This window comes from Cobetia amphilecti (assembly GCF_020217465.1).
GTDB lineage: Bacteria > Pseudomonadota > Gammaproteobacteria > Pseudomonadales > Halomonadaceae > Cobetia > Cobetia amphilecti.
Map to the genome: position 1 here is coordinate 3610900 of NZ_CP084115.1, position 14728 is coordinate 3625627.

Consider the following 14728-nt stretch of genomic DNA (forward strand, 5'->3'; position numbering starts at 1 on the left):
GGTCGAATGACTGGGGTAGCGAGACGCCACGCTGTGGGGCACGCCTGACGTGCCGCCATGCGGTCACGCCCGAGTGATGCGGGGATTATCTCAGGCTCGCGCGGCGGCTGCCATCTCGATGGCGACACGCACGGCCTGCAACAGGCTGCCGACGTCGGCGCGTCCGCTGCCGGCGAGGTCCAGCGCCGTGCCGTGATCCACGGAGGTACGCACGATCGGCAGGCCCAGCGTGATGTTGGCGGCTTCACCGAAGCCGGCATACTTGAGCACCGGCAGGCCCTGGTCGTGGTACATCGCCAGTACCGCATCCACGCCCTCCAGATGCCGCGGCGTGAACAGGGTATCGGCCGGCAGCGGGCCATCCAGCTGCATGCCGGTCGCGCGCAGGGCGTCGAGCGTCGGGGAGATCACCTCGATCTCCTCATGCCCCAGGTGCCCGCCCTCGCCGGCATGCGGGTTGAGCCCGCATACCGCGATGCGCGGTGCGGCACAGCCGAAGTAGCGCGTCAGGTCCTTGGCGAGGATCTCCATCACCCGCGTCAGGCCCTCGGGCGTGATGGCATCGGCCACCTCGCGCAGCGGCAGGTGCGTGGTGGCCAGCGCCACCCGCAGCCCGGGGCACGCCAGCATCATGACCACTTCCTCGACCCCGCAGACATCGCGAAGATATTCGGTGTGGCCGGTGAAGCCTGCATGCCCGGCCTCGATCACGGCGGCCTTGGACAGCGGTGCCGTCACCATCGCACTGGCATGCCCCGCCTGACAGGCGGCGATGGCGACATCCAGCATCGCCAGCACATGATCGCCATTGCGCGCATCGATCACGCCCGGCTCGCTGGGCACTGCCAGCGGCACCGGCCACACGGCCAGTTCACCATTGCGGGTCGGCGGCAGCGGGTCACCCGGTGACAGCTCATGCACCACCAGCGGCAAGCCCAGCAGGCGGGCACGACTGACCAACAAGGCGGGGTCCGCCACGGCGACCAGCTGCGCGGGGAACGCTTCCGCCTGGCCGGCCAGCATGACCAGCAGTTCCGGGCCGATGCCCGCCGGCTCGCCGGCGGTCAGGGCGATGATGTCGGGCGCAGTCTCTTCGCGACGATTCATGACGGTGTCTCGCTGCTCCACTCGGGCTTACTGCTCATCGAGACGGTTGTCGACGTAGGCCTCGGCACGCACCTGCTGCTGCCAGGCTTCGAGCTCATCATTGAGCTTGCGCTGGAACAGGGTCTTGCGCACCTTGTCACGCTGGCTGGAGTTGGTCACATCCTGCTGGCGACGCTCCTCGACTTCGATGATGTGGTAGCCGAAGCGGCTCTTGACCGGCTGGCTGATCTCGCCCACGTCCAGGCCATTCATGGCCGTCTCGAAGGAGGAGACCGTCTGGCCCGGGCTGACCCAACCCAGCTCACCGCCCTTGAGAGAGCTGCCCTTGTCGTCGCTGAATTCCTGAGCCAGCGCGGCGAAGTCCTCGCCTCCCAGCAGACGGCGGCGAATGGACTCGGCACGCTCAAGCGCCTGCTGATCGCTGAGGTTCGGGTTGGGCTGGATCAGGATGTGGCGTGCGCGCGTCTGGGAAATCAACGCCTTGCCCGCGCCACGCTTCTCGATCAGCTTGACGAGGTGATACCCGCTGGCACTGCGCAGCGGCTCGGAGACCTGACCGGCCTGCATGTTCGGGATGACATCGGCGAACACCGTCGGCAGCTCACCGCCGGAACGCCAGCCGAGATCGCCGCCGCTCAGCGCCTGACTACCGGCGGATTCGGCGGCAGCCAGCTGGGCGAAATCGGTGCCCTGCTCGATCTGCTGGCGCAGGCTGTCGGCCTTGGCGCGCGCGGCGTTGACCTGGTCCGGCGTCGGCTCCTGGGGCAGTGCCACCAGCAGGTGCGCCAGATGGTACTGGACGTCGCTGCCGACATTCTGCTGGTTGAGATAGCGGTCTATCTCACGATCGGAGATCCGCACCCGGCTGGCGACGCTGCGCTGCTGGATCTGCTGCACCAGCAGCTCACGACGCACCTGATCGCGCACCTGGGCCAGCGACATGCCGTCCTGCTCGAGCTTGTCCGCGAAGGCTTCCAGGCTCATGCCGTTGTCCTTGGCGATGCCGCGCAGGGTGGCGTTGAGCTGGGTATCGTCGATGCTGAGGTTGGCCTGTTCCGCGAGCTGCAGCTGAATCTGCTCGTTGACCATACGATCAAGAACCTGACGCTCCAGCACGTCGCGCGGCGGCAGGTTGATGCCACGGCTCTGCAACTGCTGACTCGCCTGGGTGACGCGCTGCTCCATGTCGCTTTGCATGATGGCGTCCTTGTTGACCACGGCAACCACGCGGTCGAGCAACTCGGCGGCACCGGCCGGCAGACTCGCCAGCACAAATGCCAGCCCCAGCGGGGCAATCAGGGTCTTGCGCATCACATGTTCTCTCGGCGTAAAAATGTTGATGGCGCCGCCCTGCGGCGGCGCCTTGGCGTCATTCACGGCCTGGCGCGGCGACTCAGAAGCCCGCGTTGCGATAGCCCGGTACGGCCTGTTCCAGGTAGCTGTCAGCACTCTGGCCAACGCCTCCCAAGCCCTTGAATTCAAAGGTCAGGAAGATGCCATTCTTCTCTTCGTCATCCGAGATGGTGTTGGCGGTGTCGTTGTCATCCTGCCATTCACGCCAGGTGACCTGCACGCCGTAGCAGCAATCGTTGTACTGCACGCCCAACACCTTCTCCAGTGAACGGGAATTGGTGCTGTCATACATGTAGCGACCCAGCAGCGACCAGCTCTCGCTCATCGGCGTCGCGAAGGAGAAATCCCACTCGTTGCGGGTATAGCCCAGCACGTCATCCTCGTCCTCATCGTCGTAAGGCACGAAGCCTTCGATCTCACGATTGAAGCCAAAGTTCAGTACCGTGCCCTGTTCCGCACGATAACGCAGCGAGGTCTGGGCACTTTCGGTCACGCCACGATCGAAATCCTGGAACACGGCCTGGGAGGCGGTCCACTGGTCGTTGAGCACCACATCGGCCTGGAAGACCACCGGCGAACGGTCACGCGTCGCACGATAGTAGTCGGAGTAGCTGTCGAAGTCGGAGCGTGAGGTCTTGTCCGGATCACCGTCCATGTCGATGTTGCGGTCCGACAGGTAGCTCGACTGACCGACGCCCAGCTTGAGGCGTTCACGGCCGCTTTCATCGCTGATGAAGCGTGACGACACGCCGTAGGAGACCTTGTTGGTATCGCCGACGCGGTCACCCCCGCTGAAGCGGTACGGAGACCACAGCTGATTCCAGCTGAAGGCATCTTCCGAGGTGTCGAAGTCGGGCAGATCGGACTGGTCGACCTCCGGCACGTAGGCGTAATAGAGGCGCGGCTCCAGCGTCTGGGTATAGCCGTCGCCGAACCATTCGGTCTCGCGATCGAAGATCAGGCCGCTGTCCAGCGACAGTACCGGGATGGTGGCGGACGGACTGGTGCTGCGGTCGGTCTCGCGATCACCGTAGTTCAGGCTGTATGACAGGCTGACCAGCTGCGCGCGCGGCTCGATGAAGCTCCAGCTCTGATCGCTACGCCAGCCCAGCGCCGGTGCCAGACGCAGGCGCGAACCATTGGCGGCCTGGTCTTCGTCGATGTCGGCGTCCGTCTCATCGACATCACGCCAGAAGTAGGTCGCGTTGGAATTCCACTCTTCGTAGAAGCCGTTGGACTGACTCCAGCGACCATCCGCGGTCAGACTCGGCAGACGGTAGAACGGCTTGTCATCGTTATCCAGCGGGTAGTCCATGCGCTGGTAGCCCTGCGCCTTGAACTGCAGGTCCCAGACATCGCCGTGGTAATCGAGCTGTGCCAGACGCTCGAGGCTATCGGTTTCCGTTTCCCCGAAGTTGCGCCCGAAGTCGTCGAAATAATTGCCATCGGAGGCGGCGCCGTACTTCAACTGGTAGTCGGTACGGGCATCATAGCGGCCAGCATGCTGGTAGTTGATGTACCAGCGGTCCTCGCCGATCAGGTCTTCCTCGTCATCGTCGGGATCGCTGCCGCCATCGTCATCGGCGAGCCAGGCGCCCTCGATGCTGCCTTCATCGCCACGCGGCAATAGATAGCGGAACTCGCCTTCCAGCATCTCGCCACGCTCGGAGATGTAACGCGGCGTGAGGGTGGCATCGTAATTGGGGGCCAGATTCAGGTAGATCGGCTGGGCGTAATCGAAGCCGCTGGAGCTGGTGTAGCTGAACTGCGGCCACAGCAGGCCCGTATGGCGACGGTCATCGACCGGGAAGCGCACGTAGGGCCAGTAGAAGACCGGCACGCCGCCCATTTCCATGCGCGCATGCTTGGCCGTTCCCCAGCCGGAATCCTGATCGATGGTGATGTCGCTGCCGACCAGACGCCACAGGCTGTTGCCCGGCTCGCAGGAGGTGAAGCTGGCATCCTTCAGGCGGTAGCGACCATCCTCGAGACGCGCCAGCTGCACCGCGTCGCCGCGCACATGCTGCTCGTGAAAGACGTAGTGGCCGTTGTCGACGCTGGCCGCATCGCTGTTGAGCGAGACCCGCGCGTCGTCGCCGCGCAGCAGGACCCCGGGCTGGCGATAGGTGACAGGCCCCTTGGCGGTGGCGGTGTCACGCGCCTCGTTGACGCTGACCTCGGGCGATTCCAGCTGGGAATCGCCGCGGCGCAGCACCACCTCCCCCATCAGGGTGGCGACACCATCGTTGCCGTAGTTGGCCTTGTCAGCCGAGGTCGTGACCTGCTCCGGCGTGTCGCCCGCCTCGATACGGTAGGCCGGCGTGACATAGCGCCCGGAGCACAGCTTGCCCTGCGGCACCTCATCATAGGGCTGCCAGTCGAGCTGACTGGCTGACAGGGGCTCGGGCGGAGCGGCCTGTGCCATCAGAGGGGCGCCGGCGGCCAGAGGCGCCAGGGTCCACAACAGACGGAAAACCAGTGGCTTGAGCTGCCAGACCGGGCGGTCATCGCCCAATCGGGCTATCGGTGCCTGCCGGGAATGAGCAGACAGAGAGGGAGTCGCGAAGCGACGCTGACGTCGCCCGGGAGCGGTCGTCGGCTTGCCCGGATGGGATGAATGGCTGCGCTGGGCCATGGCTGCTCTGTGTCCTTGGCTGGGGGAATCGGTATTATACAGGCCCAGCAACCGGCCTTCCTGCTTGCCGGTTCCGCCTGCCTTCTCGTCACCACACGACAGCATGCGGGGCCGCGGCACAGGCGTCAACTGACAGCCGGCCCCGCACACGCCGACAGGAGCCCAAGCCCCATGACATCCGACGCCCGCCGCCAGGCGCTGCACGCCTGGGCCGCCGCCCGCCACGACCTCACGCCAGAGGCCGTGCGCATGAGCGCCGTGGCTGACGACGCCAGCTTCCGCCGCTATTTCCGCCTGCACCTCGAGGAGCTCGACCCGGCCACGCCGGCGCGCATCCTGATGGACGCCCCGCCCGAGAAGGAAGACAGCCACGGCTTCGTCGCCATCGCCCGCCAATGGCGTGACGCCGGCCTGCCGCTGCCCGAGGTCTTCGCCTTCGACGAGACACTCGGCTTCCTGGAGCTGGAAGACCTCGGCGACACCCCGCTGATGACCGCCCTGACCAGCACCGAGCACGCCGACCACTACTATGGCGAAGCCATCGGGCTACTCGAGCAGCTGCATCAGCTGCCGCCCGGCAACCTGCCGGCCTATGATGACGCCCGCCTGTCCGCAGAAATGGAGCTGTTTCCGGAGTGGTGTCTCGGCCAGCTGCTCGACATGCCGCATGACCGCCGCTACGCCGCCTGGGGCAAGCTGACTGACCAATTGCTCGCGGCCGCCAGCGCGCAGCCGGTGGTGACCGTGCACCGCGACTTCCATGCCCAGAACCTGTTTCTGCATCAGTCGGCATCCCAGCACCAGCCCCGGCTGTGGATCATCGACTTCCAGGACGCCGTCAGCGGCCCCGAGAACTACGACCTGATCTCGCTGCTGCGCGACCGTCACTGGCGCTGGCCGGAACCCGCCATGGCGCGCTGGATCGAGCAGGCGCGTCTGGCCGCCTTGCCACGCTACGCCGCGGCCAGCCTGCCGGCACCGAGCCCGCTGGAATACCGCCAGAGCGTCGAGCGCATGGGCGTGCAGCGCAATCTCAAGATTCTCGGCATCTTCGCGCGCCTGACGCTGCGGGACGCCAAGCCCCGTTACCTGACGCTGATGCCGCGCTTCCTCGGCCACCTGCGCGAAGGTCTGGCCTTCTGCCCGGAACTGATCTCCTTCACCCACTGGCTGGATGAGGTGCTGACGCCGGCGCTGTCGCTGCGGCTGGCCGAGGAATGCGAGGCGCGCGATTTGCGTCTCGCCAATGGCGAGCGCCCCGAGATCAATCTCGATGATTACGATGAGCTGGCAGCCCTCGCCGATCGCGCCGCCCGCCTGCAGCGCAATGCGGCCGCCGCTGACACCGCGAAGTGCGCTGCGGCAAGTGGGGAAAGCAAGGAAAGCGCAGCAAATACCGACAACGAGACAGGGAGCCACTGATGCGCGCGATGATTCTGGCGGCCGGTTTCGGCACGCGCATGCGCCCGCTGACCGACCACACCCCCAAGCCATTGCTGGAAGTCGCCGGGCTGCCGTTGCTGGAGCACCATCTGCTGCGCCTGGAAGCGATCGATGTGGACAGGGTCGTCATCAATGTCGGCCACCTGGCCAACAGGATTCTGAGCCACTTCGCCGCGAAGCCGAATGCCAAGGGCCAGCTCGAGGCTTGCTGGCAGGGGCGCAAGCGCCGCCTGACGCTGATCTTCTCGCGCGAGGAGACGCCGCTGGAAACCGGCGGCGGCATCGCTCGCGCCCTGTCACTCTCCGATGCGCTGACGCAGGACGCAGGCGATGACACGCCCTTCCTGCTGATCAATGGCGATGTCTGGTGTGACGTCGACCTCACGCTGCTGACCATCCAGGCGCTGGCGAGCCATTCACTGGCCCCGCTTGCCGACCAGCCGCAGGCGCTGGCGGGTCTGGTGCTGGTGGATAACCCGCCACATCATCCTCGCGGGGACTTCCTGCTCACCCCGACGGGGATAGTGAAGGATGAAGCCGGCGCCACGGGTGACGAGCAGGACGAGAAAGACGAGAAAGAAGAGCAGGCCGGCAGCCGGCTGACCTTCTCCGGCGTGTCGTGGCTGTCACCACGCCTGATCCGCCGCGCCATCGCCGAGACGCCTGCCTACCAGGGCCCTGACAGCGTCTTCAAGCTGGCGCCGCTGCTGCGTGACGCCATGCAGCATGGCGAGGTGCGCGGCCTGCATCATCGCGGCGCCTGGATCGATGTCGGCACCCCACAGCGTCTGGCCGAGCTGGATGAGCTGCTGAGCCACGCCAGGGCCTGAGCCAGCGCGATATAAGCTCAGCGCTGGACGTTCCTCCGGGCACGCCGATGACAATGCTACCCTGTGCGCCATCCTGCTCACCGCGCCATTATTCCTGTAGCCCCTGGCCTTTATAGCCACTAGCGCCGGGCCGGCGGCGCATCAACGACTTATCAGAAGGAGAAGTTCCGACATGGCAATGAACGCCAGCATCAAATGGACCGATGGTCGCCAGTTCCTCGCCGAATCCGGCAGCGGCCACAGCGTGGTCATGGACGGCAATCCGGACAACGGCGGTCGCAACACCGGTCCGCGTCCGATGGAAATGCTGTTGATGGGTCTGGGCGGCTGCACCAGCTTCGATGTCATCCAGATTCTGGAAAAGGCCCGCCAGCAGGTCACCGACTGTCACGCCGAACTGAGCGCCGAGCGCGCCGATAGCGTGCCGAGCGTGTTCACGAAGATTCACGTCAAGTTCGTGGTCACCGGTCGCAACCTCAAGGAATCCCAGGTCAAGCGTGCCGTCGAGCTGTCCGCCGAGAAGTACTGCAGCGCCTCCCTGATGCTGAGCGCCGGGGGTGTCGAGATCACTCACTCCTACGAAGTCATCGACATCACGGCCTGATCACGCCTCGCCCTCCCGCCGTTCAAGGCCCCGCCGACGGCGGGAGGGAGCGCACCACTGACGACGTCTCGCCAAGATCGGCGGGAATTGTCGCTGGCGTGTCAGCCCTGCCTGTGCATAATACGCCCCTCAAACCGGTCGTCTCACCGGTCGTCTCGTGGCAAAGATGGTACGCAATGCTCCCTGTGAGTCATGCTGCCAGCGCCCGGGACGGGCCTTTCGAGATGTCCTCTTCGGCCCGATGCCTGCCTCTGCCCCATTGCAATGGCGCATCGGATGTCATACCACCCTCCCATTTCAAGGAGGCCTGGACGTGAGCGATCAACTCCGCCTTCACGGGTTCAACAACCTCACCAGTTCGTTGAGCTTCAATATCTACGACATCTGCTACGCGCAGACCGAAGAGCAGCGCACGGCGTATATCGATTATATCGATGAGCTCTACAATGCCGAGCGTCTTACCCAGATCCTCAAGGATGTCACCAACATCATCGGTGCCCACGTGCTGAACATCGCACGCCAGGACTATGAGCCGCATGGCGCCAGCGTGACCATCCTGATCGCCGAGCACGAGCTGGAAGAGCAGGACGTGTCCCAGACCGCGCCGGGCCCGGGCCCGCTGCCGGAAACGGTCGTCGGCCATCTGGACAAGTCTCACGTCACGGTGCACACCTATCCCGAGTCCCACCCGGACAACGGCATCAGCACCTTCCGTCTCGATATCGATGTCTCGACCTGTGGCATGATCAGCCCGCTGAAGGCGCTTAACTATCTGATCCACAGCTTCGATTCCGATATCGTGACCATGGACTACCGCGTGCGTGGCTTCACGCGCGACGTGGATGGCAAGAAGCTGTTCATCGATCACGACATCACCTCCATCCAGGATTACCTGGCGGAAGACACCAAGCGTGCCTACCAGATGGTCGATGTGAACGTGTATCAAGAGAACATGTTCCACACCAAGATGCTGCTCAAGGACTTCGAACTGGACAACTACCTCTTCGGCACCTCGCGTCGCGAGCTGACCTTCGAGGAAGCCACCAACATCGAAGGCCGTCTGCGTCGTGAAATGCTCGAGATCTTCTACTCGCGCAACTTCGACTGATCATCGTCTGCGTCATGCACGGCAGTCGCAGCGCATGTGCCTGCTTGCCTGAGGCCTGATGACAGTTCGAAAAAAGCCCCTGACACCTCACGGTGTCAGGGGCTTTTTGTTGCCTGCCTGCCGGTTCAACGTTCGCCGGCGGGGCCCTCCTTGTCTGGCGGAGCGGCATCCCCCAGGCGCTGTTCCATCTCCTCATTCACCTGGCGATGCAGCGCCTCGCGGTGGCGCTCGCGCTCAGCCAGCGACTCGCCCCGCTCCTGCGCGACCTGATCCAGCCGCTCACGCAGCTCGCGCACCTCCGTCGTCAGCTCGCTGATCTGATGATAGAGCGCCCGCGTCATGTCGCGCTGGGCACGCGCCGCCCGGGCCTCCTGCTCGCTGTCATCCTCGATGAAGATCGAGCTGATATAGGCGGCGAAACTCCCGAACAGCCCCACGCCCCCGACCATCAGCAGCACCGCCACCACGCGACCGAGCGTCGTGATGGGATAGTAGTCGCCATAGCCGACGGTGGTCACCGTCACCACTGCCCACCACAGCGCCTCCTCGGCGGTATTGATGGGGCTTTCGGGATTGGGTGTCTCCACCATCAGCATGGTCAGGGCACCGAACACCACCAGCAGCACCGTGGCGGTGGCCGCCGAGGCGAAGACCCCCTCGGCCCGGTTGCGGAACAGCAGCTTCCAGATCATTTCCATCGACTTGATGGCGCGCAGCACCCGCAGCACCTGCACCACACGAAACAGCCTCGCGCCCTGGAAGAGTCCCGCCGGAATACAGGCCAGCAGGTCGATCCAGCCCCACTTCATGTACTCACGCTTGCTCTTGGCACTGGCGAAGCGCTTGCAGAAATCGATGAAGAAGAACAGACAGACCACATAGTCCATGTATTCCAGCAACCGCTGGACCTGCGGTGACAACACAAAGACAAGGTCCACCACCATGGCGCCGATCACATAGATCGACAGCACCAGGATGAACAGCTGAAAGGGCGTGACGCGTTCCTGCATCCGAAGACTCTCCGTGAGTGGGGCTCTGGAAAGCCTACCCCATCCTCGTCGCCCTGACAGTGTGAAGCCACCGCTGGCGTGCGCCCGAGCACTCATCTGTCCGATGGTTCATGGATTTCTGGGCTCAGGCGCCCGCGCTCATCAAGCCTTGTTGCGCGACTCCTCGTCACTCGGGGGCTGGAAGGTGGACTGCTTGCTGATGTCCTCCCCACTGATGCGATTCAAAAGCTTGCGCAACTTGTGACGCTGCCTGCGTGATGACAGGCGATTGGAATCCCAGCGCTCCGGTACCAGCGCACATTCTCCATTGGCATCGTGCAGGCGGAAGGCACGCTCGACGCCGATCGGATGGTCCTCACTGCCGTAGATGCCGATGATGCGCAGTGTCAGGCGCTGGAATTTCAGCTGCTCATTGCTGGGCCAGTGACCGTCGAGCGAGATGCCATTGCGGCGCGCCATGCGCTCGATGACTTCAGAGAAAGTCCCGATATGCAGGAAGTCGCCCGAGCCCAGCGGCCCCTGACGCGTGGTATCGGAGATACGCCATTCACTGCTGCTGGAAGCCTCCTGCGCGGGCTGTTCGCTGTCATCGTCCTGCGCATCCTTGCGCTGCTCGTCACCTTCCTGATAGCTGCGTTCGAACTCGGTGACATCCATCAGCAGGCTGCCATGACTGGTATCCAGCCTGGCGATGATGTGCTCGATGAAGATCGATTCGGCACTCATGTTGCTGACGATGCACAGACTGTCGATACCCTTGGACTTGCCGCGATTGATCAGCACTCGCGGGCGACGCTGGCGACGGAAGTTGTGATACAGCAGCTGCGCGTAGACCAGCCAGATAAAGAACGAGCCGATACTGGCTATCGCCGAGATGGTTTTCGAGTGATTCGCAATCCACTCCATCATGCTGACCTCCCCTGTCAACGTTGTCTGGTGCACCCTTTCTGGGGACAGCGACAGGGGATTGCGAGCATTGATTTGGCGTTAAACCTCCTAGTGACTGACCTGATCCTCGCCCAGCAGTGCCTGCCAGAGGATGATGACCCGCTCACGGTGGGCGGCAATCATCGGGTGCTGCTCCAGCCGCATCAGGCTGCCGTGCTTCTCCAGCGCCAGCCGATGGCTGACATCGCGGTAGGCCAGATAGGCCTCGCGCAGCTCACCGGCCTGCTCACCCGGCAGCCGCCCACAGGACTCGAGGGTTTCCAGCAGCCGCATGTTGTCGCTCCACTCGAGCAGAGCAGGCACCTGATGACTCAGCGCCAGCACGCAGTACTGGGCGAGAAACTCGATGTCGACGATGCCGCCGGCATCCTGCTTGAGATGGAACTGGCCGGCCTCGCGGTCCTTGGCGCTGCTGCCCAGGTGATCACGCATCTTGTGGCGCATGGCGATCACCTCCTGGCGCAGCGTCTTCTCGTCCCGCTGCTGACCGAGCACCTCACGGCGCACCTCCTCGAAGGCCAGCGCCAGCGCCGGGTCTCCCGCCACGGCCCGCGCACGCACCAGCGCCTGATGCTCCCAGGTCCAGGCTTGCGTGAGCTGATAGTCCCGGAAGGCCGCCAGGCTCGAGACCAGCAGCCCCGAATTGCCCGACGGGCGCAGGCGCATGTCGACCTCGTAGAGCGCACCGGCCGGCGTCACCGCCGTCAGCAGGTGGATGATGCGCTGCCCCAGACGCGTGAAGAACAGCGGATTGTCCAGCGGCCGCGGGCCATCCGTCTGGCCCTTGCTGGCCGCATCATGCAGGAAGACGAGATCCAGATCCGAGCCATAGCCCAGCTCGATGCCGCCCAGCTTGCCGTAGCCGACGATCACGAAGCTTCCACTCAGGCTGTCGCCGGTGATCGGCTGGCCATCGCGCCCGATGGGGAAACCATGCTTGCGGGTCAGGGTCTTCCACGCCATCGCCAGCACCTGTTCCAGCACCACCTCGGCGATGAAGGTCAGATAGTCACTGACCTTCATCAGCGGGCGGGCACCGGCGATATCGGAGGCCGCCACGTGCAGTACCTGGGCATGGCGGAACACCCGCAAGGCCTCGAGCAACGCCTCTTCATCATCTTCGGGAATGCGCGACAGTGCGGTGCGCAGCTCATCGGCGAGACGCGTCTTGTCGGCGGGTGAGTAAAGATTGTGCGGGTGCAGCAGCTCGTCGAGCAGCACCGGATAGCGCGCCAGCTGCTCGGCGATCCACGGGCTGGCCGCACACAGGCGCATCAACTGCGCCAGCGCATCCGGGTTCTCGCGCAGCAGCGCCAGATAGGCCGTCCGGCGTAGCACCGCCTCGATCAGCGGCAAGACGCGCTCCAGCACTCGGCTGGCATCGTGCTCGCCGGGCTTCTCGGGGTCGCCCGCCGCCGAGCCCAGCGCCTGCAGCAATGGCGGCATCAGTGCATCGAGGCGATCAAAGCCGATGCGCTGCATGCCCTGCACCGCACGTGACCGCCGCAGGCTGTCGAGGCGCCGGAAACTCTCGGCCGCACTCTCGAAGCCACTCTCGGCGAGCAGAGCCTCGCCCTCCTCGGCCGTCAGCTCGCCACGCCACAGTGCTCGCCACTCATCCAGCGCCTGCTGGCCTTCGCCCTGCTCGGCCTCGTCGTCTTCCGGCGCGGCGATCACGTTGTCGAAATGATGGCGGATGCGCGTGCGCACCTCCTCCAGGCGCGCGGTGAGCGCCTCCCAATCGGGCAGCTTCATGGCCAGCGCGAGGCGCTCGCGGCCCAGCGGGTCCAGCGGCAGTGTCTGGGTCTGGCGGTCGGCCTGGGCCTGCAGGGCGTGTTCAAGATCGCGCAGGAAGACGTAGTCCGGCACCAGCTCATCCACGACCGCCTGCGGCAGCAAGCCCAGGGCTGGCAGGCGCGCAAAGGCCTGCTTGAGCGAGGTGACCTGCAATTCCGACTCACGCCCGCCCCGAATCAGCTGGAAGGCCTGGGCGATGAACTCCGCCTCGCGAATGCCGCCGGAGCCGAGCTTGATGTTGTCGGACAGCCCGCGCCGCTTGACCTCGCGATTGATCATCGCCTTCATCTCGCGCAGCGACTCGATGGCACCGAAATCCAGATACTTGCGATAGACGAAGGGCCGCAGGTGCGCGATCAGGCGCTCGCCGGCAGCGACGCTGCCCGCCACCGGGCGCGCCTTGAGCATCGCGTAACGCTCCCATTCGCGGCCCTGATCCTGATAGTAGCTGGCCAGCATCGAGAAACTGCCGACCAGTGGCCCGCCGTCCCCCAGCGGACGCAGCCGCATGTCGACGCGAAACACGAAGCCATCGGCGGTCATCGCGTCCAGCGCGGCAATCAGCTTCTGGCCGAGACGCGTGAAATATTCCTGATGATCCAATGACTTGCGACCGCCCGATGTCTCGCCCTTGTCGGGGAAGGCGAAGATCAGGTCGATATCGGAGGAGAGGTTGAGCTCGCCGGCGCCCAGCTTGCCCATGCCGAGCACCACCAGCCGCTGCGGCTCGCCGAAGCGGTCCGGCGCGGGGCGGCCGTAACGCGGCTCAAGCGAGGCTTCCAACCAGCCAAGCGCGCCCTCGAGAGTGACTTCGGCGAGGTGCGAGACTGCCGCCGCGGTCTGCCACATGTCGGCGCCGTTGAGGTCGCGCCACACGATGCCCAGCATGCGCAGCTGGCGGAAGCGCCGCAGCACCTGCTGCATCGCCTTCTCATCATCGGCGCTGGCGAGACCGGCGGCGAGGCGCTCAGTGAGCTGCGCGACCGGCAAGGCGCGCTCCAGCTCGCCGCTCTCGAGCAGCTCGGACAGCAGTTCAGGGCGGCGGCACAACGTCTCCAGCGCGAAGTCGGACAGCGTGATAAGACGCCCAAGCTGGCTGCGCTGACGCTCATCGAGGGCCAGAAAGCTCGCCAGCGGTGAGCTGTCATCGCCACGCATCTCGCTGAGGTTCTCAGCCTGGGTCAGGCTCTCTTCGAGGCGCTCCTGAGCGGCGTGCAGGGCGCTCTCGAGCGTGGCACGGCTGTCAGCCGACTGCTCGGCGAGCAGCGATGACGGCGCAAGGAAATCAGCGGGCAACAGTGGGCGGGACTGCGCGGGGGATGGCTGGGGCATGGTCGTCTCCTTCGATCCAGCCCTCAGCATAACGGAGGCCGCAGGCACATGACACGGCCTGCCCGCCGACCCCTTTCATTGATGTGGTCGGGGCTTGGGCGCTCAGCCGAACAGCTTGTCGTAGAGCAAGGTACCCCAGGTCAGGCCAGCGAAGATCAGGCTGATCATCACCGCCGCCGAGCCCATGTCCTTGGCGCGCCCGGACAGTTCATGGAATTCCGGGCCGATGCGGTCAATCGCGGATTCCACCGCCGAGTTGAGCAGTTCGACCATCAGCACGATCAGCGTGGAGCCGACCAGCAGCAGCCACTCGACATGCGAGTCGCCGATCCACCAGGCAAACGGCAGCAGCAAGGCGCACAGCACGATCTCCTGGCGGAAGGCCTCTTCGTTGCTCCAGGCGGCCTTGAGGCCCTTGAGCGAGTAACGCGCGGAATGCTTGAGGTGGGTCAAGCCGGTATGCCGTGATTTCATCTTCGGGTCTCGTACAGAAGCAGCACGGAGGCTGCAAAGGCCGATCTTTCAATCGGACGACGTCTGCCAGCAACACGCCTCGGGAGA

At 64.8% G+C, this 14728-nt stretch carries 11 protein-coding genes; 4 read left to right on the forward strand and 7 right to left on the reverse strand.

Annotated elements, in window-relative coordinates:
* Positions 1 to 90: 90 nt before the first annotated feature.
* The 3 genes from pdxA to LCW13_RS15060 form a co-directional block, all read right to left on the reverse strand.
* Complete coding sequence (pdxA, locus tag LCW13_RS15050) at positions 91 to 1107, reverse strand: 4-hydroxythreonine-4-phosphate dehydrogenase PdxA (RefSeq protein WP_225347311.1); 1017 nt, start codon at positions 1105 to 1107, stop codon at positions 91 to 93.
* A 27-nt stretch (positions 1108 to 1134) separates the two neighbouring features.
* Positions 1135 to 2418, reverse strand: coding sequence for a peptidylprolyl isomerase (locus LCW13_RS15055; protein WP_225347312.1), 1284 nt, complete (start codon positions 2416 to 2418; stop codon positions 1135 to 1137).
* An 82-nt stretch (positions 2419 to 2500) separates the two neighbouring features.
* The gene (locus LCW13_RS15060) at positions 2501 to 4885 is read right to left on the reverse strand and encodes an LPS-assembly protein LptD (RefSeq protein WP_404813691.1); all 2385 of its coding nucleotides are present in this window, start codon (positions 4883 to 4885) and stop codon (positions 2501 to 2503) included.
* 381 nt (positions 4886 to 5266) lie between these two features.
* Between LCW13_RS15060 and LCW13_RS15065 the strand changes: the two genes are divergently transcribed.
* The 4 genes from LCW13_RS15065 to speD all read left to right on the forward strand — a co-directional run bounded on the left by LCW13_RS15065 (position 5267) and on the right by speD (position 9080).
* Positions 5267 to 6517 (forward strand): aminoglycoside phosphotransferase family protein, encoded by a 1251-nt coding sequence (locus tag LCW13_RS15065; protein ID WP_225347314.1) that lies wholly within the window; start codon positions 5267 to 5269, stop codon positions 6515 to 6517.
* Positions 6517 to 7368, forward strand: a complete 852-nt coding sequence (locus tag LCW13_RS15070; protein ID WP_225347315.1) for a nucleotidyltransferase family protein — start codon at positions 6517 to 6519, stop codon at positions 7366 to 7368. The genes LCW13_RS15065 and LCW13_RS15070 overlap by 1 nt, the downstream gene beginning before the upstream one ends.
* A 178-nt stretch (positions 7369 to 7546) precedes the next feature.
* Positions 7547 to 7972: an OsmC family protein gene (locus tag LCW13_RS15075; protein WP_043334623.1), complete on the forward strand. Its 426-nt coding sequence runs from the start codon at positions 7547 to 7549 to the stop codon at positions 7970 to 7972.
* A gap of 313 nt (positions 7973 to 8285) precedes the next feature.
* Complete coding sequence (speD, locus tag LCW13_RS15080; RefSeq protein ID WP_043334620.1) at positions 8286 to 9080, forward strand: adenosylmethionine decarboxylase; 795 nt, start codon at positions 8286 to 8288, stop codon at positions 9078 to 9080.
* Between the two features lie 125 nt (positions 9081 to 9205).
* Here speD and LCW13_RS15085 read toward each other — a convergent pair whose 3' ends face one another.
* From LCW13_RS15085 to LCW13_RS15100, 4 genes are all read right to left on the reverse strand, one after another.
* Positions 9206 to 10090 (reverse strand): ion transporter, encoded by an 885-nt coding sequence (locus tag LCW13_RS15085; protein ID WP_225347316.1) that lies wholly within the window; start codon positions 10088 to 10090, stop codon positions 9206 to 9208.
* A 141-nt stretch (positions 10091 to 10231) separates the two neighbouring features.
* Positions 10232 to 10999, reverse strand: coding sequence for a hypothetical protein (locus tag LCW13_RS15090; RefSeq protein ID WP_225347317.1), 768 nt, complete (start codon positions 10997 to 10999; stop codon positions 10232 to 10234).
* Between the two features lie 87 nt (positions 11000 to 11086).
* Positions 11087 to 14167, reverse strand: coding sequence for a bifunctional [glutamate--ammonia ligase]-adenylyl-L-tyrosine phosphorylase/[glutamate--ammonia-ligase] adenylyltransferase (glnE, locus tag LCW13_RS15095; protein WP_225347318.1), 3081 nt, complete (start codon positions 14165 to 14167; stop codon positions 11087 to 11089).
* 102 nt (positions 14168 to 14269) lie between these two features.
* On the reverse strand, positions 14270 to 14641 hold the full coding sequence (locus LCW13_RS15100) for a diacylglycerol kinase (RefSeq protein WP_043334615.1): 372 nt from the start codon (positions 14639 to 14641) through the stop codon (positions 14270 to 14272).
* Between the last annotated feature and the right edge of the window lie 87 nt (positions 14642 to 14728).